The 19,930-nt window shown below is 54.0% G+C and carries 20 protein-coding genes; 10 read left to right on the plus strand and 10 right to left on the minus strand.

Features of this window, described 5'->3' with window-relative positions; genetic code table 11:
- Positions 1 to 148: 148 nt before the first annotated feature.
- Positions 149 to 1,123, plus strand: a complete 975-nt coding sequence (locus AYK82_RS03925; RefSeq protein WP_068311572.1) for a M48 family metallopeptidase — start codon at positions 149 to 151, stop codon at positions 1,121 to 1,123.
- Between the two features lie 67 nt (positions 1,124 to 1,190).
- On the opposite strand, the gene AYK82_RS03930 is transcribed toward AYK82_RS03925, so the two are convergent.
- On the minus strand, positions 1,191 to 1,586 hold the full coding sequence (locus AYK82_RS03930) for a rhodanese-like domain-containing protein (protein WP_068311574.1): 396 nt from the start codon (positions 1,584 to 1,586) through the stop codon (positions 1,191 to 1,193).
- Between the two features lie 121 nt (positions 1,587 to 1,707).
- Between AYK82_RS03930 and AYK82_RS03935 the strand changes: the two genes are divergently transcribed.
- The gene (locus tag AYK82_RS03935) at positions 1,708 to 2,676 is read left to right on the plus strand and encodes a helix-turn-helix domain-containing protein (protein ID WP_068311576.1); all 969 of its coding nucleotides are present in this window, start codon (positions 1,708 to 1,710) and stop codon (positions 2,674 to 2,676) included.
- Here the strand turns inward: AYK82_RS03935 and AYK82_RS03940 are convergent.
- The 5 genes from AYK82_RS03940 to AYK82_RS03960 all read right to left on the minus strand — a co-directional run bounded on the left by AYK82_RS03940 (position 2,673) and on the right by AYK82_RS03960 (position 7,637).
- Positions 2,673 to 3,659 carry a nucleoside recognition domain-containing protein gene (locus AYK82_RS03940; protein WP_208976372.1) on the minus strand — a complete coding sequence of 329 codons (987 nt, stop codon included), beginning with the start codon at positions 3,657 to 3,659 and terminating at the stop codon, positions 2,673 to 2,675. The genes AYK82_RS03935 and AYK82_RS03940 overlap by 4 nt on opposite strands.
- Before the next feature lie 311 nt (positions 3,660 to 3,970).
- The gene (rocF, locus tag AYK82_RS03945) at positions 3,971 to 4,918 is read right to left on the minus strand and encodes an arginase (RefSeq protein WP_068311578.1); all 948 of its coding nucleotides are present in this window, start codon (positions 4,916 to 4,918) and stop codon (positions 3,971 to 3,973) included.
- Between the two features lie 129 nt (positions 4,919 to 5,047).
- Positions 5,048 to 6,322, minus strand: coding sequence for a glycerate kinase type-2 family protein (locus AYK82_RS03950; RefSeq protein ID WP_068312015.1), 1,275 nt, complete (start codon positions 6,320 to 6,322; stop codon positions 5,048 to 5,050).
- Positions 6,323 to 6,464: 142 nt separating this feature from the next.
- Positions 6,465 to 7,115 (minus strand): maleylacetoacetate isomerase, encoded by a 651-nt coding sequence (gene maiA / locus AYK82_RS03955; RefSeq protein ID WP_068311580.1) that lies wholly within the window; start codon positions 7,113 to 7,115, stop codon positions 6,465 to 6,467.
- Between the two features lie 39 nt (positions 7,116 to 7,154).
- A complete protein-coding gene (locus AYK82_RS03960) occupies positions 7,155 to 7,637 on the minus strand; it encodes a MarR family winged helix-turn-helix transcriptional regulator (RefSeq protein WP_208976373.1) in 483 nt (160 codons plus the stop codon).
- 337 nt (positions 7,638 to 7,974) lie between these two features.
- Between AYK82_RS03960 and fahA the strand changes: the two genes are divergently transcribed.
- The 6 genes from fahA to AYK82_RS03990 all read left to right on the plus strand — a co-directional run bounded on the left by fahA (position 7,975) and on the right by AYK82_RS03990 (position 13,555).
- The gene (gene fahA / locus AYK82_RS03965) at positions 7,975 to 9,264 is read left to right on the plus strand and encodes a fumarylacetoacetase (protein WP_068311584.1); all 1,290 of its coding nucleotides are present in this window, start codon (positions 7,975 to 7,977) and stop codon (positions 9,262 to 9,264) included.
- Between the two features lie 3 nt (positions 9,265 to 9,267).
- Positions 9,268 to 10,218 (plus strand): MBL fold metallo-hydrolase, encoded by a 951-nt coding sequence (locus AYK82_RS03970; protein ID WP_068311586.1) that lies wholly within the window; start codon positions 9,268 to 9,270, stop codon positions 10,216 to 10,218.
- A gap of 38 nt (positions 10,219 to 10,256) precedes the next feature.
- The gene (locus tag AYK82_RS03975) at positions 10,257 to 11,885 is read left to right on the plus strand and encodes an FAD-dependent oxidoreductase (RefSeq protein ID WP_068311588.1); all 1,629 of its coding nucleotides are present in this window, start codon (positions 10,257 to 10,259) and stop codon (positions 11,883 to 11,885) included.
- On the plus strand, positions 11,882 to 12,097 hold the full coding sequence (locus AYK82_RS03980; protein WP_068311590.1) for a DUF2783 domain-containing protein: 216 nt from the start codon (positions 11,882 to 11,884) through the stop codon (positions 12,095 to 12,097). The genes AYK82_RS03975 and AYK82_RS03980 overlap by 4 nt, the downstream gene beginning before the upstream one ends.
- Before the next feature lie 13 nt (positions 12,098 to 12,110).
- Positions 12,111 to 12,653 carry a VOC family protein gene (locus tag AYK82_RS03985; protein WP_068311592.1) on the plus strand — a complete coding sequence of 181 codons (543 nt, stop codon included), beginning with the start codon at positions 12,111 to 12,113 and terminating at the stop codon, positions 12,651 to 12,653.
- 242 nt (positions 12,654 to 12,895) lie between these two features.
- Positions 12,896 to 13,555, plus strand: coding sequence for a GntR family transcriptional regulator (locus AYK82_RS03990; protein ID WP_082733720.1), 660 nt, complete (start codon positions 12,896 to 12,898; stop codon positions 13,553 to 13,555).
- 51 nt (positions 13,556 to 13,606) lie between these two features.
- On the opposite strand, the gene ubiV is transcribed toward AYK82_RS03990, so the two are convergent.
- The 3 genes from ubiV to ubiT all read right to left on the minus strand — a co-directional run bounded on the left by ubiV (position 13,607) and on the right by ubiT (position 16,119).
- A complete protein-coding gene (gene ubiV, locus AYK82_RS03995; RefSeq protein WP_068311595.1) occupies positions 13,607 to 14,500 on the minus strand; it encodes a ubiquinone anaerobic biosynthesis protein UbiV in 894 nt (297 codons plus the stop codon).
- A gap of 2 nt (positions 14,501 to 14,502) precedes the next feature.
- Entirely contained in the window at positions 14,503 to 15,489 is a 987-nt protein-coding gene (gene ubiU / locus AYK82_RS04000; protein WP_172795186.1) for a ubiquinone anaerobic biosynthesis protein UbiU, read from the minus strand.
- 96 nt (positions 15,490 to 15,585) lie between these two features.
- Positions 15,586 to 16,119 (minus strand): ubiquinone anaerobic biosynthesis accessory factor UbiT, encoded by a 534-nt coding sequence (gene ubiT / locus AYK82_RS04005; RefSeq protein ID WP_068311598.1) that lies wholly within the window; start codon positions 16,117 to 16,119, stop codon positions 15,586 to 15,588.
- Positions 16,120 to 16,324: 205 nt separating this feature from the next.
- Between ubiT and AYK82_RS04010 the strand changes: the two genes are divergently transcribed.
- Both AYK82_RS04010 and AYK82_RS04015 read left to right on the plus strand, forming a co-directional pair.
- On the plus strand, positions 16,325 to 17,878 hold the full coding sequence (locus AYK82_RS04010; protein WP_068311600.1) for a UbiD family decarboxylase: 1,554 nt from the start codon (positions 16,325 to 16,327) through the stop codon (positions 17,876 to 17,878).
- Between the two features lie 44 nt (positions 17,879 to 17,922).
- Positions 17,923 to 18,513, plus strand: a complete 591-nt coding sequence (locus AYK82_RS04015; RefSeq protein WP_068312017.1) for a UbiX family flavin prenyltransferase — start codon at positions 17,923 to 17,925, stop codon at positions 18,511 to 18,513.
- 32 nt (positions 18,514 to 18,545) lie between these two features.
- Here AYK82_RS04015 and guaD read toward each other — a convergent pair whose 3' ends face one another.
- The gene (gene guaD / locus AYK82_RS04020; RefSeq protein ID WP_068311602.1) at positions 18,546 to 19,871 is read right to left on the minus strand and encodes a guanine deaminase; all 1,326 of its coding nucleotides are present in this window, start codon (positions 19,869 to 19,871) and stop codon (positions 18,546 to 18,548) included.
- Between the last annotated feature and the right edge of the window lie 59 nt (positions 19,872 to 19,930).

The raw sequence follows: 19,930 nt of genomic DNA on the forward strand, positions 1-19,930 counted from the left end.
CAATGATTGTGTGGTTGAATAACGACAAATAGTGAAAAATAATTACAAAAAATCTGGTAGGGTGATCACATTCAACTAGATGACTGTTCCCTAAAGCACAACAGGCACTGGCTTAGACGCGTAGAACCTTGGAAAAGAGGTAGGTAAAATGTGTTCTGTTTGTGATAAAGACATCAAAAAGCTCCGCCATCCAAAGGAGCGTCCGCTGTTTTTTCTCTCTGTTATCCTGACAGTAGTGTTTTTCTTTGTGACACTGGGTTTTTCACTGGGGGGTGAAGAGCTTGTTGCAGAGTTGAAGCAAGAGCAAATTGTAGAGTATCGGCTTGATAATCCTGAAGCGGAAGAAATGACGGACCCGCAAATCTGGCAGGCGCTGGATCAGGAAGAGCGAGAGCTGGTCGAAACCCTTGAAGAGCTAGACACTGTGTATGTGTTGATAGCGCCGATTGGACTTATCCTGTTTATGTTCTGGAGCTTTGGGCAGGGCTATGGCCACGCGCGCTCAAACGCAATCCATGTGACAGAGCGTCAATTTCCGCAGCTCTACAAGCATTGGAAAGAGCTTGCTGATGAGCTTGGCATGAAGGTCACGCCCGAGCTCTATATGATTAACGGGAATGGCCAAATCAACGCCTATGCAACCTGTGTCCCCGGCTACCGCAAATACGGCATGGTGTATTCGGATGTTGTAACCAAGGCGCTCAACGGGGCAGATCCAACAGCCCTGCGCTTTATCCTTGGTCATGAGCTGGGTCATATCCGCTTCGGCCATGTCACTTTGTTCTATGCATTTTTCCGCACGCTTTCGATGCTGCCCGGAATTGCGTGGTTGATTGGTCTGCCAATGTCACGTGCTGCGGAATACGGCTGCGACAAAGTCGGTTACAAGCTTACAGGCGACCATGATTGCCGCGGGTTGTTTATGCTTGCCGCTGGAAAACACCATAACCTTGATGTGAATGCGCAGGAGTATCGTTGCGAACAAGTAAACAAAGGCAGCTTCTGGAGCTTGATCGCCAACTTTGGTAGCTCCCATCCAAACGTCGCTTGGCGTATCACCGCTATTATGGAAAATCGTCACGGCCCTCTCATTTTTGGCCGCATTTTCAATAAGAAGCAGTGATTTCTAGTTGCCCGCTGATTACTATCGGCGGGCAACTATTCCTTTTTGGGCGTACTAAGCTAGAAAGCTAGATGCCATCCACCAGTTCAAATCCTTCTGACTGCCAACCGAGTACGCCCCCGAGCATCTTCTTGGTTTTTCTCCCTAACGCTGCCAGTTTAAGCGCCGCTTTGTCTGCTCCGTTACAGTGCGGCCCTGCACAATAAACGATCAATAAGGCAGAGGCACTAAATGGCTCTATTGCCTTGCTGCAAATCTGGGAGTGTGGAAGCGAGGCTGCGCCCTCAATGTGCCCGGTAGCAAAAGCATCTTCTCCGCGCACATCAAGCAAAATAAAGTCGCCTGCTCCGGTTTCTAGGTCTTGGTGTACATCACTGCAGTCGGTTTCAAATGCCAACAACTTAGAAAAATGTGCTGCTGCGCTTAGCGAATCTGCTGCGGGGTACTCAGTTGCCTTGCCCATTGGTCTCTCCATCTTTTGAGTTGATGAACAGAGCATAAGCATGATGCCCATGTAAAATGAGTGGCGCAAAATGCATTATTCGATAGGATAGTGCCAATCTTGATGATGTTGGAGAACAGGTGTGGCAAAAACCTACCGTGTTGTCGCTTTGGCTTATTCGGGGCTGTGCCTTTTCGAATACAGCATGGCCTATGAGGTTTTTGGCCTCCCGCGGCCAGAGTTTGCAGGTGACTGGTTCAGTTTTGAAACAGTCGCTGTCGATCCAGCGCCACTGATCGCTTCAAATGGAATGGAGTTCTTCGCCAAGCCCAATCGCGCTGCCTTGAAAGATGCGGATGTTATAATCGTGCCCGGCTGGCGGGATCTTGCCGCAAAGCCCCCAGCGGATTTAATTGCGGTGCTGCAAGACGCTGCAGCCAAGGGTACCCGTGTCGCCTCCATCTGCTCAGGGGCGTTTCTCTTGGCGCAAGCAGGGTTGCTGAACGGAAAGTCCGCGACAACCCACTGGCGTTATGCCGATGAGTTTATCGCTTCCTTCCCAGAAATAAACTACAAGGCCAACACACTTTATGTCGAGTGTGGCTTTGTTTTAACATCTGCCGGCAGTGCGGCTGGGTTGGACTTGTGCTTGCACATAACCCGCCTGTTTTATGGTCAAGCAAAAGCAAATGCAGTTGCCAAGCGACTAGTGGTTCCCTCTCTAAGAGAAGGCTTTCAAGTCCAAGTTCACTCGCAGCCGGTATTGCCCGAAAACCCTTCAAAACGGCTGCAGGAAACAATCGAGTATCAAAAAGCCAATTTGCAACAGGCCTACTCGATTGCGGAGTTGGCTGAGCATGCTGGCATGTCGCGCCGTACCTTTCTGCGCAAGTTTAAAGAGCACTTGGGCCAACCTCCTGGGGAGTGGATCCGCGGCCTCCGATTGCAAAAAGCGCAGGAATTGCTAGAAACGCACTACGATATGGGGCTGGATGCGGTCGCTTTTCATGCAGGCTTCAACAGCGCGATTACACTGCGTCATCACTTTAAACGGCATCTGGGTATCAGTCCCTCGACTTATCGGCAGCAATACCGTTTGACACGGGCCTAGGTTGCTTCTCTCGCTGTAGTGTCTTTTGAAGGGCGATAAAACAGCCGCTCGAAGGTGCTGTCAGGAATCAGAGCCAGCAGTCGGCTAAGCGCAATCATAACCACAATTGAGAACACAAATCGGCCAACGACAACACCACTCCAATGCCCGCCAAATGCCATGATAAACAACGGGTCTTCAATCAATCCGTGGCAGATGCCCATAAAGGAGAGGGAAAGCACCACATCCCTCGCTCCGAGGTGGCCCTCTTTAGCTTCCTTGATGATCAGGCCTCCGCCGTAAGAAAGGCCCATCAACACCCCAATCATAGTGATGTTAGTTGCGGCTTTGCTGATGCCCATAATGCTAAGAAATGGCGAAAATATCTGCGCTAAAAACTCGGTCACTTTGAAATGATCCAGCACGCGCAGCAGTGCAACCAGCGCTAAAATCACCCAAAACAGCGAGAACAACAGGGATGCGTTGGAGAGGGCCCAGCTTGTCAGGGGGTCTTCACTGCCGGTGTTCACCGTCATCCATGAAAGGTCGAGCGGATGTTGTAGGGTCTGCGTGCTACTATAGATGAAGTGAAGCAATGCGCCGTAAGCAATAGCGGTAAGAAACCTGAGACCGGACGAAAATACAAAGCTAATGCCAGCCTTGCGGCTAATCCCTTGTTCCACTGGCAGCGCGTGGGCGAACATAACCATGGAAAGCAACACGGTTGCCTGAGCCACAGAGAGCGGTGTGAAGGGGAGGATTGCCACCAGAGCAGCGCAGGCGGCATAGTTGTTAACCAGCAAGCCGGAAGCAAAGACGATACCCGCGGCTGCGGGAAGCCCCAGCGCCCCCATGACGGGCCCAAGAAGCTGCGCAAGATAGTCAAGCGCCCCGATCTCAACCGCAAACTTGACAAGAACAATTGTCGGCACCATGGCCTTTAGCAGAACTTTGTACAACTCAACGGTATCAAAAAAGATCTTCTTACAGGCTGGCGCAAACATACGGAGAGGCTCTTGTTGGTAAAGGTAGCGTTTCCTAGCCAGCTTTGTGCAATCTGTAAATCCCGCAGGGACAACACAGAGCATAGATGAAGAGAAATAACCTCAAGCGACGCATCGTAAAACTCTATTGAGAATACGCGCTCATTTGTCTTTTGGGAAAGGGTGGGCTCCGCTGCTTAAGGGGTAAAGAGGGTATCCTCTAGCGGCGGGGCAGCGGAGCCAGCAACATTATGAGGTTGCTTTACACTTATATACACCTAATGGTTGTGTAAAGCTGACTATCCGACATCTTTGGCAGTGTCGCTTTACAATTATGACATAAACGGCCCATGTGCAGGGCGGGTTGGTCGATCCAGCACACGCTTGCCAAATAGGCTGGCGACGAAATCAACCATCAGGCTTGCTGTTTTACCGCGCTCATCTAGAAATGGATTAAGTTCCACCAAATCAAGTGAGCTAACCAATCCGCTGTCCGCCAGAATCTCCATGATCAGGTGAGCTTCGCGGAAAGTGGCGCCGCCGGGCACCGTCGTACCAACCGCAGGGGCGATGTCTGGCTCAAGAAAGTCAACGTCAAAACTAACATGCAAGAGCCCGTTGGTGTCTCTTACGTTTTCTAAGAAATCTTGCAGAGGCTTCGAAACTCCCTGCTCATCTATTGCCCGCATGTCATAGGCCAACACGCCGTCCTCCTGCAGGAAATCGTGTTCTGCATCGTCTACACTGCGCAGGCCCATCATACATATGTTTTTTGGAGAAACCGGCGCTGTAACCGGCGGGAAATAGCCCTCAAACCCTGCTCTGCCTGTGTAGTAAGCAACGGGAGTGCCATGCAAGTTGCCACTCCTCGTGGTTTCAAGCATATGATAATCAGGATGTGCATCAAGCCAGAGTACATAAAATGGCCGATTCTGCTCTTTGGCCACTTGCGCCAACCCGCTTACACTACCCATAGCGAGAGAATGATCTCCCCCCATGATAATCGGGAAGCTGCCGCCCCGGGCTGCCTCTGCTGTTTTCTTTTGTAGGGCCTTGGTCCACGCAACGATTTCGTCAAGATCGTGAATGGCCTTGTTGGGGTGTACGGGCCCTTTTTCAGGCACGACCCGTAAGTTGCCCCAGTCGCAAACCAGATTGCCAAGAGCCTCCAGAGTTTCGCCAAGCTTGGCACAGCGCAGTGCATCCGGTCCCATTCGGCAACCAGCCAGATGCGTGCCTGTCTCTATTGGCGCACCAATCAAAATAATATCTTTTGCCATCGGGTCCCTCCGCGTTTTTAGCAGCGGGATCTTAACTTTGAAGAATTATAAGTTAAAACCTAGCAAAATTTACAAAAAAGTCGACTTTGGTGATGATTTTAACAATGAGATTGTCGAAAGTGCAAGGCGCTATAACCTTTCAAGCACAAGTAGCGCTCGGAAATCATTGACATTGGTGTGAGTCGCTCCAGTGATCACTTGGTCGTTAAGCACCTCGAAAAAATGGTGCGCGTCGTTGTTGTCCAGAGCCGCTTGCGGCAACAGCCCACGTGAGAAAGCCCGGGCCAATGTGTCTGGCCCAAACACGGCACCTGCAACCGCCTCTCTCCCGTCGATCCCGTCGGTATCTGCTGCTAGGCCGTAAACACCTTCCATTCCACCAAGAGCTTGCAGACAGGAGAGCAAAAACTCTACATTGCGTCCGCCGCGCCCTTTGCCGCTTACAGTTACTGTGGTTTCTCCTCCGCTCAAAATCAGGCATGGCGGTGCAAAGGGTTGCCCATGTTTAGCAACTTGCCGGGCAATCGCGGCATGAACTTGTCCAACATCACGCGCCTCACCCTCCACAGCATCAGAAAGGATGTAGGTGGCCACCCCCTGCGATTCTGCGTAGGCTGCGGCTGCCTCCAGCGCTTGCTGCGGTGTGGCAATAAGGTGGCTCGTAACACGGGCTAACCGGGGATCATTTGGCGAGACTGTTTCAAATTGCCCTTTTCGCAAAGCCTCTCGCCAAGGTGAGCCGATAGAAATGCCATAGCGATCAATAATTTGCAGTGCGTCTCTGCAAGTTGTCGGGTCGCCAACAGTAGGCCCCGAAGCGATGTCACTCACGGCGTCGCCCGGCACATCGGAGATCATCAAATTCACCAGTCTTGCCGGGGCGCACGCGGCCGCCAACTGCCCACCTTTAATGCGGGAGAGGTGTTTGCGTACGCAATTAATTTCGCCAATGCGTGCGCCGCTTTTTAGTAAGTCTTTGCTAATGCGTTGTTTTTCTTGCAAAGACAGTCCGTACTGCGGCAGCGGCAGCAAGGCAGAGCCACCGCCGGAGATCAGAGAAATAACCAAATCCTGATCACTCAGTCCTTGCACCAGCTCAAGCATGCGCGTCGCAGCGCGTGCACCTGCCTCATCGGGAATAGGGTGCCCCGCTTCTTCCACCTGGATATGCTGGCAAGGGCTGCGGCTGCCATAGCTGGTGACAACCAAACCGCTCAAAGGGCCGTTCCAGTGGGTCTCCAGCGTTTGGGCCATGGCTGCTGCTGCCTTGCCAGCGCCAAATACGAGAGTGCGGCCATTCTCAGGCGGCTCCGGTAAAAAAGCAGGGAGGCGCTTGCTTGGTTGCGCCGCTGCAATTGCATGGGCAAAGACATCCTCAAGAAAATGGCGGGGTTTGGTTATCATGGCAAGCTCAGGTGTCTGGAATTGGGTCCAGTGCACTTTAGGCCAGTGTTGTAGCGCCGCAAAACGCTGTTGCGCATTCAATCGCAAATTCCACCAGATTAAATCGCTCGGCTATCCTCGCAAAACATCCATGCGTACTTAATTAGTGCGTCGTGGTGCCCAACGGTTCACGTGGCGCCGCTGCTTGCAGGACCTCTTCCTGCTGTAATCGCTCGACGATCCCGCAAATAAGCGGTAGGTCACTGCGTTCTGCGCTCCATCGGTCTGCATTGTAGATCTGCGGCAACAGCACAATATCCGCTAAGCCAATCCTGTCTTTAAAACAAAAGCGCCCCGGCTTGCCGCGTTCGAGCAGCTTTTCAAAGGCGCAGAGGCCGCGGCGAATATGGCGCTGCATCCATGCCTTCTTTGCTTCATCGCCTGCATCGCTTAGCAGAGCTATTTCCTTCACGATGCTTAAGTTACAAACCGGGTGGATATCAACGGCCAGGGCATGCGCAAGGGCGCGCACCTGTGCCCGTTCAAGAAAGTCTTCAGGCAAGAGGGCCGGCGTGGGAAACCGCTCCTCAAGATAATCAATAATCGCCAGAGATTGGGTGAGTTCCACCCCTTCAATCTCCATAACTGGCACAAAAGCTTGCGGATTGCGCTGTAGATGCGGCGCTGCTTTATGTGCGCCCACCAGCAGATTTACCGGATGCGTCCTATACTCCAGCCCTTTAACGGCAAGCGCAAGCCGAACGCGGTAGCTGGCAGAGGAGCGCCAGTAATCGTAAAGTGTGATCCCGCTCATTATCCTCCCCCATGGGTTGCAGCAAGCGCCCGCACCTAATTAGGTGTCCTGGGTCTCAGCCTCTTGACTGCGCAACTCTCCTTGCAAGGCAAAAGCTTGTGCCTGCACCTTTTGCATTAGCTGTGCCAATTGTGCGCGTTCGCCCTTTTCAAGTGGCTCCAGCAGCTTTTTTTCCACTTCGCGAACCAGAGGGATGAGCGAAGCAAACACAGCTTGCCCGTCTTCGGTTAATCGCAATACGGATTTGCGACGGTCATCCCCATCGATATCCCGTTTGAGATATCCGATCTTGCGAAGGCTCTGAACAGCGCGGCTAACACTGACTTTGTCCATACTCGACCGGGCAACAATCTCGCTAGCAGACAAAGCCTGATGACTGCCCAAGATTGCCATGGTGCGCCACTCACTCACGCTAAGTCCGTATTTCGCGCCATAAACCTGCGCGATGGTTTCACTGATGACAGTTGAAAACACCCGCACCTGATAGGGAAAAAAACCGGCAAGATTGAAAGCTTCGCTCATTCTTTTTCTGTCTGTTAGCGCCATTTGTGGCCCGTTGATACCGTGCAATGTACTTATGCATACTTATATTGTGCCATTGATAGTATCAAGTGAAACTAAAAGTCAATTTATCATTTTCTCAAAATTCAATATGATAAACATAATATAAACAATGATTTAAGGATACGTTGAACTAAAGTAGTATCGAAAAAACTGCAAAATGATCGCGCAAGTAATTGACAAAGTTACATATGAAACTAATTTTATGGCGTGAACGACAACGTGAATTTGCGCTCGCATATATTCATGAGTTCCACGCCACCAACACACGTCCTGACAACCTTATTTTAGGTGAGATATGCAAAGCTGGGTTCTCTCCGCCAACGAAGCGGATAGCCATTTCCCAATTCAGAACCTTCCCTATGGCGTTTTTGCGCGTAAAGGGGAGGAACCACGCTGCGGCGTCGCCCTTGGTTCGTGCATTATTGATCTGGCATTTCTGGAAGCTGAAGGTCTCGTGCAAGCCGCCGATGAGCCGGTATTCAATCAGCCGCAGCTCAATGCCTTCATGTCTCTAGGCGCAGCGGCATGGGATAATGTGCGCTCTAGCTTGCAAGAGCTGTTCCGTGAAAACGGCAACCCAGTGCTAAGAGAAAGTTCAACTCACTGCGAGCGTGCGCTTGTGCCGATGGCTGAGGCACAGCTTTTCCTACCCTTCCAAGTGGCTGAGTACACTGATTTCTACGCCGGAAAACAGCACGCCATGAATATTGGCAGCATTTTGCGCGGGCCGGAAAATGCACTGCCGCCCAACTGGCTGCATATCCCGATCGGCTATAACGGCCGCGCTTCTACGGTTGTCGCTTCTGGGCATGATGTGCGTCGGCCACTAGGTCAAGTCAAGGCACCAACGGCAGAAGTGCCATCGTTCAAGCCATGCGCCCGCCTTGATATGGAATTGGAGATGGGCGCTGTTGTTGCAACGCCAAGCCGCATGGGCGAGCCTATCAGCGTCCAGCAGGCGGATGACATGATCTTCGGGTATGTGCTGCTCAACGATTGGTCCGCCCGAGATATTCAGGGGTGGGAATACCAGCCGCTGGGGCCGTTTCAGGCAAAGGCGTTTGCTACCACTATCAGCCCTTGGGTAGTCACCAAAGCGGCCCTTGAAGAGTTTCGCTGCGCAACACCTCCGCGCGAAAAGGAGCTGCTGCCCTACCTCCACGAACCCGGCCCAATGCTCTACGATATCGAGCTGGAGGCCTATTTACAGCCCGAAGGCGCTGCATCACCCACCCGCATCACCCGAACCAACTACAACCGCATGTATTATTCGGCCGCCCAGCAGTTGGCGCATCACGCCATTGGCGGCTGCAAGATGAACACAGGCGATCTGCTAGGCTCCGGCACAATCTCCGGCGCTGAAAAGAGCGAGTTCGGTTCGCTTATGGAGCTGACATGGGGTGGTAAGGAGCCTCTGCAATTAGCCGATGCTACGTCGCGCATTTTCCTTGAGGATGGCGACACGGTCACTCTGACCGGCTGGGCACAGGGCAATGGCTACCGCATCGGCTTTGGTTCCTGCTCAGGCACAATCACACCAGCCCCGGCTCATGCGCCGGTTAGTAAATTAACGCAAGAGGCCTAAACAATGGCAAAAACTTTCGCATCCGCTGGCGATCTGACCGAGAAGAAAATCTCCTTCACCGAAGTCGGCCGCGATCTCTACGCCTTCACAGCCGAAGGAGATCCTAATTCCGGTGTGATTATCGGCGATGACAGCGTCATGATCATCGAAGCGCAAGCCACCCCGAAGCTGGCGAACAAGGTGATTGAATGCGTCCGTTCCGTCACCGATAAGCCCATCAGCCATGTGGTGCTCACGCACTACCACGCGGTGCGTGTGTTAGGCGCCTCAGCATTTGGGTCGCCGCAAATCATTATGGGAGAAAAGGCCCGCTCTATGGTTGCCGAGCGCGGTAAGGAAGACTGGGCCAGCGAGTTCGAGCGCTTCCCGCGCTTGTTTGAGGGCCATGAGAGCATCCCGGGATTGACGTGGCCAACAACCACATTCAACGACAGGATGACAGTTTACCTTGGCAATCGTCGCGTTGATCTCATGCATCTTGGGCGCGCACATACCGCAGGAGACATTGTCGCCTACGTGCCAGATGAAAACGTGATGTACACTGGCGATATAGTCGAGTATCACTCGGCCTGTTACTGCGGTGATGGCCACTTCCATGATTGGCCAACAACGCTGGAGCGAATCCGCGGGTTTAATCTGGATGCCATAGCCCCAGGGCGCGGCGATGCGCTTGTTGGGCAGAGCATGGTCAATGCGGCCCTCGATTCTACCAAGGATTTTGTCACCTCAACCTACAAACCCGCCGCCCAAGTGGCTTTGCGTGGTGGTTCGCTTAAAGAGGCATGGGATGCTGTCCGTGCTGAGTGTGATCCCAAGTTTAAAGACTACGCGATCTACGAGCATTGCCTGCCATTCAATGTGGCCAGAGCCTATGACGAGGCCTTGGATATCGATACGCCACGCATTTGGACAGCTGATCGTGATCGCGAGCTTTGGGAGGCCCTGCAGGGCTAGCGGACCTGCAGGAAGGTGGCTGTTGGGAGGCAGCGCATATGACGCATATATTTGAAATCCCTTTGTACCCCTATGAGCGATCAGTAGATCAGGATAGCGCCGAGCCAGCACATCATCAGGTGGTTGTTGTCGGAGCGGGGCCAATCGGTCTTGCTACTGCAATTGATCTTGCCCAGCAAGATGTGCCGGTGTTGGTGCTGGATGAGAATGACCGCGTTAGCTGGGGCTCGCGCGCCGTGTGCTATGCCAAGCGCCCCTTGGAAATTCTCGATCGCCTTGGCTGCGGTGACAAATTCGTAGAAAAAGGCGTGCAATGGAATATGGGCAAGGTCTTCTTTGAAGATCGCCAGGTTTATTCCTTCGATCTTCTGCCGGAAGAAGGCCACAAGCGGCCCGCCTTTATCAACTTGCAGCAATACTACCTTGAACAATATCTGGTGGAGCGGTTGCGCGATCTGCAGGCGGAAGGCAAACCTATCGAACTGCGCGGCAAAAGCAGGGTTACCAAAGTTGCTCAGTCGGGCGAGCGGGTTGATTTAACAGTAGAAACACCGGAAGGTCCCTACACCTTGAGCGCCGATTGGCTCATCCCTTGTGATGGAGCTGCCTCGCCAATTCGCGCCCTGCTTGGCTTGGATTTCGTTGGCCGGGTGTTCGAGGATAACTTCCTTATTGCAGATGTGGTGATGCAGGCCGACTTCCCGACAGAACGTTGGTTCTGGTTTGATCCACCCTTTAACAAAGGGCAATCTGCACTGCTGCATAAACAACCCGACAATGTTTGGCGGATTGATCTGCAGCTTGGTTGGGATATCGACCGAGAGAAGGAAAAACAGCCGGAAAACGTCATTCCCCGGTTGAAGGCCATGCTGGGCGAAGATGTAGACTTCGAGCTCGAGTGGGTGTCAATCTATACCTTCCAATGTCGCCGCATGGAGAAGTTCCGCCATGGGCGTGTCTTGTTCGCAGGTGATGCCGCTCACCAGGTTTCCCCCTTCGGTGCCCGCGGCGCAAATTCCGGCCTGCAAGATACTGATAACCTGTGCTGGAAGCTTAAGCTGGTGATAGATGGCAAGGCACCGGCAGCCCTGCTGGATACCTATGACGATGAGCGCATTTTGGCTGCGGATGAGAATATTCTCAATTCCTCCCGGGCAACAGACTTTATCACACCAAAATCTGCGATGAGCCGCACTTTCCGTGACGCAGTGCTACAGCTTTCTGAGAAAGCTGCGTTTGCACGGCCCTTGGTAAATTCCGGCCGTCTTTCTGTACCAAGCACCTATGATGGCTCACAGCTCAATGGTGCCGATTGTGAAAAAATGCCAAGGCGTAGCAGGCCGGGCAGCCCTGCCAGCGATGCTCCGCTAGGAGAGGCTTGGCTGCTTGATCAGTTGGGCAATAACTTCCAGCTTCTTGGGATTAATGTTGATCTGCCCGCTTCTATCGAGATTGAGGGCATTTCTGTTGCGAGCCTGTGCCTGACCACCGCAGCTGGCGAGCAAAGTTTGCTGGCCGAGCGCTACTTGGGGGAGGCGGCGCAGGCAGTCTACCTCATCCGGCCAGATCAGCACATCGCAGCACGCTTTGAAAGCTATAGCGAGGCTGCAATCACACAGGCCTTGCGCACAGCCATAGGGCAGAGAGTCAAGGAGGTCGCTCAATGACGATTGCAAGCGCCAAGCTGGAAATCAAGCCAAACATTATCGATCCGGATGGCTTCTACAACGAGCTGCTAAACGCACATGAGGGCCTGAGCGAAGCGCAAAGCACCGCTTTGAACGCGCGCCTTGTGCTTATTCTGGCAAATCATATTGGTGCCCGGGACGTGCTTAGCGAGGCATTTCGTCTAGCCAAAGCTGCTGGCACCCCATCGTGAGGAGGACGATGACATGAAAGTGGAACAAATTCACCATGTGGCCTATCGCTGCAAAGACGCAAAAGAAACCGTAGAGTGGTACACGAAGAACCTGAACATGGATTTCATCCTCGCCATCGCTGAGGACCGTGTACCCTCAACCCATGAACCAGATCCGTATATGCACCTCTTCTTGGATGCGGGACATGGCAATGTACTGGCTTTCTTTGAGCTGCCAACCAAACCGGAGATGGGCAAGGACCCCAACACACCAGAATGGGTGCAGCATATCGCTTTTAAAGTGAAAGACCGGGAAACTTTAATAGGCTTTAAGGAAAAGCTGGAGGGCAATGGCATCGATGTGCTCGGTGTCACCGATCACTCTATTTTCCATAGCATTTATTTCTTCGATCCAAACGGCCATCGTGTCGAGCTTGCTTGCCCGGATCCGGCAGAAGAGGAAAAACTAAAGCGCCTTGATGCCGTTAAGTGGGAGATGCTGGAAGAATGGAGCCGCACCAAAAAAGCCCCAAAACACGCTGATTGGTTGCACGCCAAAGAGCTAGGCAAGGCCTGATATGTAGAACACTTGGTCCGCCCAAAAGGTACCGCGGACCAAGTGATCTTTCATGCATCGACGAAAGTCGTATAGGCTATCATTGGCGTGCGCGTAATATACCGCTTGCAGGAAATCTCCGGTTTTGTTTAGTTTTTATGCCTGAAAACAAAACCGCTTGAGAAGGTTCTGCGGGATCCCGCCTCGACAGATGCACTTAGCAGGTGTAGGTTAAACGTATAACTAACCAGTGATATACGCCGATGCATAATCAATCGTCAAATACGGCACTCGCCTATAAGAAGCTAAAAGTCGCTATCCTCTCTAACGAGATTGCATCCGGCACTCAGATGCTTGAGCGCGAAGCGGCGGAACATTTGGGAATGAGCCGCACTCCGGTTCGAGAGGCCATGCTCCTGTTGCAGCGCGACGGGCTTGTCCAAGTGCGCGCCCGCCACGGCATGACGGTGTTGCCGATCTCCCAGCAAGACTTGAAAGAGCTTTTTGAATTATTTTTCAATCTGGAAACCGTTGCTGTTCGTCAGGCAGCGCTAAACTGGCAAGAATCAGAGCAGCTGGAAGAGCTAAGCCAAGCAATCAAGCAGATGCAATCGGCCATCGAGCTGCATAATATGCTTTCTTGGACCTTGGCAGATCGCCACTTCCACGAGCATATACCGCAAATCGCGGGTAACTCTCGAATGCTGCGCATTCTGACAAGTTTGCGCGATCAGAGTCACCGCCTGCATTTGCAGTTTGCCACCGCAATGAGCCGGCCCTTGTACCAGCCAAAGCAGTTGGAGCAGATCTATTTGGCAATTCGCAACAGAGAAGCCGAACATGCCGCAGAGCTGCACTTGCGCCATCTGCAAGACCAGTTCGAGCTGTTATCGCTTTACCTGCAACAGAGCGAGTTTGCTTAGCAGCCTGCAGCTTAGTTTGTGAAAAGGGCGCGTACACCGCGCCCTCAATCATTAATCAGCCCACAAATGGCCCGGCTTGCCGCCCACATAGCCATTCGCTAACGCCCCCGGTAGAGGCAAGCTGCGCAGGCGCGCCTCCAGCTCCTCGCTGTTGATGCGATCAGCCAGCATCGCCGCGTAATCCTCGCTGACTTTCACCATGTCAATGCTATGGGGTGACAGCCGTAGGCGCCCGACCCCATTGGCCCGAAGCTCATCGGCAGCCATAGTCAGCGCTTGGACACTATGGGAAAGAGTTTGAATGCCATTGGCAGCCAGAAATTGCTGGTTGTCCAGCGTGTCCACATCCATGCCATCCAGATCACGATCGCAGATAAACTGGCAGCTATCTTTGTGTAGCTTATGCGCCCGCGCATGGTAGCATCGCCCCGAGACCGCAAGCGGTAGACGGCCAAAGGCAAACAATTCCGTCGTGATCTGCGGACATGCCTTGGCAATAGTGGCAAGAGAGCTTAGCGGCAACTCCACAGGCGGGCACAGGCTCTCCATGCCGCGGTCAATCAAAGTTTGCGCCGCGCCCTCGTTATAGACGTTAAAGAATGGCCCAACGGCAAATGGCTTGCCCGCACGCTTGGCAAGCGCGGCCACATCGTTCACCTCGACCAGCATGTCCATTTCGCACAAATCGGCGATAGAGTTGCGGTCACGCTTGGTCACAGGCAGCGCAATTGTCGAAAGCACCACCTGCTTTCCACCGCGCTCCAAACGTTCGATCACTTGCGGCCATGCTTTGTCGTTAAACGGCATGCGCTTCCCGCAGATCACCTCACCGATATAGACACGGCTCACCGGCGCTTCATCAGCAACTCGGGCATAAAAATCATGCAGATACTCGGCAGACCAGTTAAAAAAAGACGGGCCGAGGGCAAGTTCTATGGCGCTCATGATTATCTCCAGATCTTTTTATAGGCACCGGTGGTCTCGCGCCCACCCTCTGTCATCGCACTCAGCATGGCAGAAACTTCGGCCTCTGCATTGCCGCCGGCATCCAGCACATCCACCGCTTGCCTGAAGGCTTTAACCACCTGCGATATGTAGGCCTTGCCTCTCTGGCGCCCTTCAATTTTGAGGGCGGTAATCCCGGCCTTCTTCAGCCTTGGTAGGAGGGCGGCAGCGTTCAGGCTCACTGGGTCTTCAAAGAGATAGGAAGTCTCGTCATTGGCGTTAAACCGCCCCTTGCAAAGGGTTGGGTAACCAGCGCTTTCACCAGCGTTAAACCCATCAATAGTAAAGCCGCCCAGCCGGGCAAACAGCTTGTCACCCTCCTCATCGTAGGAAACATCTCCCGGAGGCGAGCAAACCCCAGTAAGATTAGGGGATTTCCCGGTCGCATAAGATGACAGCGAGCACCGCCCTTCTGTCATCACGCACAGTCCGCCAAACACGAAAACCTCTGTCTCCACGTCGATCTCGGCATTTAGCTTTTCGATCTCCTCGACCGACATAACCCGCGGCAACACCACACGTTGCACACCAAAGGTTTCAGCATAAAAGTTGATCGCCTCGGGCGTCGCTGCCGCTGCTTGCACGGATAGGTGCAGCCGGATTTGTGGATGGTGTTTGAGTGCGTAGTCAAGCACGGCCAGATCAGCGGCAATAATCGCATCAGCCCCGCAAGCTGCGATATCATCGACAGCTTTTGTCCAGATGCCCACATCACCCGCCCGCGCAAAGGTGTTAACCGCTACCAGCACGTTGGTGCCGCGTTGATGCGCATAGCGCACCCCCTCTCGCAGTTCGCGCACCGAAAAATTCAAGCCGGGGAAGTTGCGTGCGTTGGTTTCATTGCGAAACCCGCAGTAAACGGTGTGGGCCCCAGCATCAACGGCAGCTTTTAAGGCAGCAGGCGTTCCTGCGGGGCACACCAGCTCCATTGTTTTCGGGGTATTGGTCATTTGCAAGGACATGGGACTTCCTAGGATTAGGGCAAAACGAACAAGACAGCTGCGCGCCTGAAAGAGCGCAGCGCGTCAACCGGCCTGCGGCGCATTGAGCAAACGCCGCAGCGAACGCAGCGAGGCATTTGCCGCCTTATCGGCATAGGTTTGCAAGGCGCCGCTTAGGCCCATCAGCTCTGCAGGTGTTAAATCGGCTTCTTCCATGGTGTTCCGCAGCGCCAACACTGCATCCGTGTCACCCTCGATCACCAGATCACGCGAGAAGAACATCGCATCGCCATCATACGTGCCATCCACAAGACCAAGCAGCACAACCAACGGGCCTCGAATGCTGGCAGCGCCCTGTGGGGCTTTGGCACGTGGTAGCAACTCAACGCTCGCATGCACGCCATTGGGGACCAGTTTAAACACATGCGGCAAATCAACCGGATCAATGACAAAATGCGCCCGCTTGTATTGGTCCAGCCGCTCAAACAGGTCTGGTCGACGTCGCGCCAGAAGCCGCACGGCTTTCGTCAGCACAAAGCCAAGCGGCGGGGCAGGCAAGAAGCCCAGTGCTTTTTGTAGGGTAAGGGGGAACTCCCCTCGGCGCGGCAGCTCGCTCATGCGCGGCCTCCTTGAGAATGCGGTACGCTCTTTGTGTTAGTAAGCCCCGCAGAGACGAACATTGACGAAGGTCAACGACGAAACAGCAAACTCCCTGCAAACGAATAAAACAGCAAAATGCCAGCACGCGTCTGGCTCCTTTCTAAAAGTGTCTACGCAATACCCCTCAGCCTCTCGTGAGCATAAGTGGATAAAACAATTCGATATGTACCGCCGCAGTGAATCCCGTTTCCCCACGCTACAAGCCTTCACGAGCGCTATGGCAGCGCGCGGCGATCTTGTCGAGGTGGCGGCTCCGGTCAGCACGCATCTGGAGGCGACGGAAATCCACCGGCAGGTGATAGAGCGCCAAGGCCCCGCTTTGCTTTTTCAAAACCCACAGAACCGCGCAGGACACAAAGCGGTAATGCCGCTACTAACAAATGTTTTCGGCACGCAAAGTCGTGTCGCTGCCGGGCTAGGGTGCGCGCCGGAAGATTTTGGCAAACTGGGTGAGCTGATGGCCTTCTTGCGTGCGCCCAAACCGCCCCAAGGGCTGCGCGGCTTGCTTGAGGCCTTGCCGCTGGCAAAAGCCGCTCTGGCCTCTCGCCCCCGAAAGCGCGCCAGCAATACGCTGCATGATCTCCCGCTGGATTTATCGCAATTGCCCGTTCAGACCTGTTGGCCAGAAGACGCAGCACCTCTCATCACGTGGGGCATCGTCATTACCCGCCCGCCGGGGCCAGATGATCCACGCCTCTATAATCTGGGCATCTACCGCCTGCAGGTGACAGGCAAGGAAACGGCAATTCTGCGTTGGCTGGCCATGCGGGGCGGGGCCGCACACCATCGCCTATGGACGGCGCGGGGCGAGAAAATGCCCGTCGCTGTTGTCATTGGTGCTGATCCGGCCACCATCCTCTCCGCGGTTATTCCAACGCCCTCGGATGTAAGTGAGTTGATGATCTCCGGTCTACTTTCTGGCAGCAGGCCCAAGCTTATGCCTTGCAAAACGCTGCCGCTACATGTGCCCGCATCAGCTGAAATTGTTCTGGAAGGCTATGCCGAACCAAAGGAAACCGCGCCGGAAGGCCCGTTCGGCGATCACACAGGCTATTACAACGGCGTTGAGCCCTATCCCGTTTACCGCCTCACCCGCATCAGCGCGAAAAAGGACCCGCTTTACATGAGTACGTTTACCGGCCGCGCGCCAGACGAACCCGCCGTCCTCTCGCAAAGCATGAATGATGTCTTCCTACCCTTGCTGAAACAGCAAATCCCCGAAGTGCTAGACCTCTGGTTGCCTCCAGAGGCATGTTCCTATCGCATTGCCGTCTTGCAGCTTAAAAAGAGTTATGCCGGTCAGGCTCGCCGCGCCATGATGGCCATGTGGTCTCTCTTGCCACAGTTTACCATGACAAAGCTGATCATAGCGGTAGATGAAGACATAAACTGCCGCAGCTGGTCGGATGTTATGTGGGCTGTTGCAACCCGCATGGACCCCTCGCGCGATCTTGTCATTCTGGATCGTACCAGCGTTGACACACTTGATTTTTCATCTCCTGTTGAGGGTTTGGGCGGTAAGCTTGGAATTGACGCCACGACGAAAATCGGCGTGGAAACCACGCGAGAATGGCCACAGGTGCTACGCATGCCAGAAGAGTTGACCAAATCTGTCGAGGCGCGCTGGGATGAGTTGTTCCCGCAAGGGCTGGCCGCCTCGGTACCTAAAAGCGGGTCAAAACCACACCAGAGCCTTGATGAAGGGGAAAGCCAGTGAGCCGTTCCGATGTTTCAGTGCCGCAAGCAGGCTTGCCAGCGCAAATCCGCGAGCAACCGGCCGCGGCACCTGTCGTTGTTGGCGTTACCGGGGCCTCTGGTGCATGCCTTGCCTTAAAAACGCTGGAAATATTGCGAGATCTCGGGGTGAAAACGCACCTAGTGTTCTCCGGCGGAGCCCATGCCAGCGTCACGCATGAGCTGGGCACACATGGCATTGCCATGCTGTCCGAACTGGCTGAGCATACTTACGATGCGCAGGATATGCTCGCCCCCATTGCCTCGGGTTCATTCCAAACCAGCGGAATGATTGTGACACCTTGCTCTATGCGCTCGCTTTCGGCAATAGCCTATTCGCTGACCGATAATCTGCTGACCCGCGCAGCGGATGTTGCGCTGAAAGAGCGGCGCAAGCTGGTTATCGCACCGCGCGAAGCACCGCTCCATGAAGGCCACATCGAAGCCATGTTGAAGGTAACGCGCATGGGCGGAATTGTTTGCCCGCCCGTACCGCCGTTCTATGCTGGCCTAGCTTCGCTGGATCAATTGATCACCGAAGTGGCAGCCAGAGGCATCAACTCCCTCGGGATAGACCCCAAACACACGCTCACCCGCTGGCAGGGCGGTGCATTGTAAAACCGCCAAAAAACAGCTCCCGTAGCAACCCGCTATCCCCGTTGATGCACGCAATTCCCCGCCACGTAGGTGGCCGATATGGCGCGATCATCCCCAAGGATCATTTGAATGAACAGCGCCTCCATCAGATCATTGGCATAGGCCATCCGATGCGCAATAAGGGGCGTCGAACGCGGATCAATTACCACAAGATCAGCCTCCATACCTGCCTGAAGGTTGCCGATCTTGTCTTCCAGATACAGCGTTTGCGCAGAGCCAACCGTCGCCAAGTAATAGGCTTGCGCCGGATGGAGAGAATAGCCGCGCAACTGCGCCACTTCATAGGCGCTGCGCATGGTGGCAAGCATGGAGAAGGAGGAGCCTCCGCCCACATCGGTCGCCAAACCGGTGCGGAAAGGGTGCGCGCCGCGCTGCGAGCCATCAACGTCAAACAGCCCGGATCCAATAAACGTGTTAGACGTTGGGCAATGCGCCACTGCTGTGCCGCTTTCGCTAATCACCTGCTTTTCCCGCTCACTGAGGTAGATGCCATGGCCCAGTACGCAGCCCTTGCCAAGCAATCCAAAATCCTCATAAACCCCGACATAGTCCTGCGAATTCGGGTAAAGTTCTCGCACCCACTCAATTTCTTTTTTGTTCTCGCTGGTGTGCGTTTGTAAGCGCGCCTCGGGAAATTCGCGCCATAAGCTTCCCGCAGCTTCTAGTTGTTCAGGTGTCGAAGTGGGCGCAAAACGCGGTGTAATGGCATAGATCGCCCGTCCCCGCCCATGCCATTTTTGCAAAAGCGCCTTGCTGTCATCATAGCTGCTCTGAGCGGTGTCGCGCAGCGTGTCCGGTGCGTTGCGGTCCATCATGACCTTGCCAGCAACCATACGTGCGCCCACCACCTCGGCCCGCTCAAACAATGCGTCAACAGATTCAGGATGGATGGTGCAATAAACCGAAGAGCTGGTTATGCCATTGCGGAAGCTTTCAGCAAGAAAAACATCCGCAGCCTTAAGGGCATACTCCTTGTCGCCAAACTTGCTTTCGGCAGGGAAGGTGTACTTGTTTAGCCACTCGATGAGCTGAGTGCCGTAGGAGGCAATGACTTCAACCTGCGGAAAATGCACATGGCAATCGACAAAGCCAGCCATGACAAATTTGCCGGAGTGATCGTCGATCTGCGTACCCTCGGGCAGCTCGCTTCGCAGCGAGGCATAGTCTCCGACCTCTGCAATCTTGCCGTCACGAATAACCACCAGCCCGTCGCTGTAATCGCGCAGAACCGACATCGGGTCTTCGCAAAATGGAGAACCGACGAACTGCAGAATATGGCCTCGAACCGCTGTTACCACGGGCGTTGCAGAATGTTGCATAGGGGGTGCCTCGTTTTGCACAAAAAACACCCCAGCCTACTAAAGCCGCAGCGTGAAAT

Source organism: Polycladidibacter hongkongensis, from assembly GCF_001561995.1.
In the GTDB taxonomy this organism is placed as follows: domain Bacteria; phylum Pseudomonadota; class Alphaproteobacteria; order Rhizobiales; family Stappiaceae; genus Pseudovibrio; species Pseudovibrio hongkongensis.

What these genes read in the sequence shown, in the direction of transcription:
- AYK82_RS03925 (WP_068311572.1), top strand. Translation starts at nt 149, where the DNA reads ATGTGTTCTGTTTGTGATAAAGACATCAAAAAGCTCCGCCATCCAAAG.
- AYK82_RS03930 (WP_068311574.1), bottom strand. Translation starts at nt 1,586, where the DNA reads ATGGGCAAGGCAACTGAGTACCCCGCAGCAGATTCGCTAAGCGCAGCA.
- AYK82_RS03940 (WP_208976372.1), bottom strand. Translation starts at nt 3,659, where the DNA reads ATGTTTGCGCCAGCCTGTAAGAAGATCTTTTTTGATACCGTTGAGTTG.
- rocF (WP_068311578.1), bottom strand. Translation starts at nt 4,918, where the DNA reads ATGGCAAAAGATATTATTTTGATTGGTGCGCCAATAGAGACAGGCACG.
- AYK82_RS03950 (WP_068312015.1), bottom strand. Translation starts at nt 6,322, where the DNA reads ATGATAACCAAACCCCGCCATTTTCTTGAGGATGTCTTTGCCCATGCA.
- maiA (WP_068311580.1), bottom strand. Translation starts at nt 7,115, where the DNA reads ATGAGCGGGATCACACTTTACGATTACTGGCGCTCCTCTGCCAGCTAC.
- AYK82_RS03960 (WP_208976373.1), bottom strand. Translation starts at nt 7,637, where the DNA reads ATGAGCGAAGCTTTCAATCTTGCCGGTTTTTTTCCCTATCAGGTGCGG.
- fahA (WP_068311584.1), top strand. Translation starts at nt 7,975, where the DNA reads ATGCAAAGCTGGGTTCTCTCCGCCAACGAAGCGGATAGCCATTTCCCA.
- AYK82_RS03970 (WP_068311586.1), top strand. Translation starts at nt 9,268, where the DNA reads ATGGCAAAAACTTTCGCATCCGCTGGCGATCTGACCGAGAAGAAAATC.
- AYK82_RS03975 (WP_068311588.1), top strand. Translation starts at nt 10,257, where the DNA reads ATGACGCATATATTTGAAATCCCTTTGTACCCCTATGAGCGATCAGTA.
- AYK82_RS03980 (WP_068311590.1), top strand. Translation starts at nt 11,882, where the DNA reads ATGACGATTGCAAGCGCCAAGCTGGAAATCAAGCCAAACATTATCGAT.
- AYK82_RS03985 (WP_068311592.1), top strand. Translation starts at nt 12,111, where the DNA reads ATGAAAGTGGAACAAATTCACCATGTGGCCTATCGCTGCAAAGACGCA.
- AYK82_RS03990 (WP_082733720.1), top strand. Translation starts at nt 12,896, where the DNA reads ATGCATAATCAATCGTCAAATACGGCACTCGCCTATAAGAAGCTAAAA.
- ubiV (WP_068311595.1), bottom strand. Translation starts at nt 14,500, where the DNA reads ATGAGCGCCATAGAACTTGCCCTCGGCCCGTCTTTTTTTAACTGGTCT.
- ubiU (WP_172795186.1), bottom strand. Translation starts at nt 15,489, where the DNA reads ATGGAGCTGGTGTGCCCCGCAGGAACGCCTGCTGCCTTAAAAGCTGCC.
- ubiT (WP_068311598.1), bottom strand. Translation starts at nt 16,119, where the DNA reads ATGAGCGAGCTGCCGCGCCGAGGGGAGTTCCCCCTTACCCTACAAAAA.
- AYK82_RS04010 (WP_068311600.1), top strand. Translation starts at nt 16,325, where the DNA reads ATGTACCGCCGCAGTGAATCCCGTTTCCCCACGCTACAAGCCTTCACG.
- guaD (WP_068311602.1), bottom strand. Translation starts at nt 19,871, where the DNA reads ATGCAACATTCTGCAACGCCCGTGGTAACAGCGGTTCGAGGCCATATT.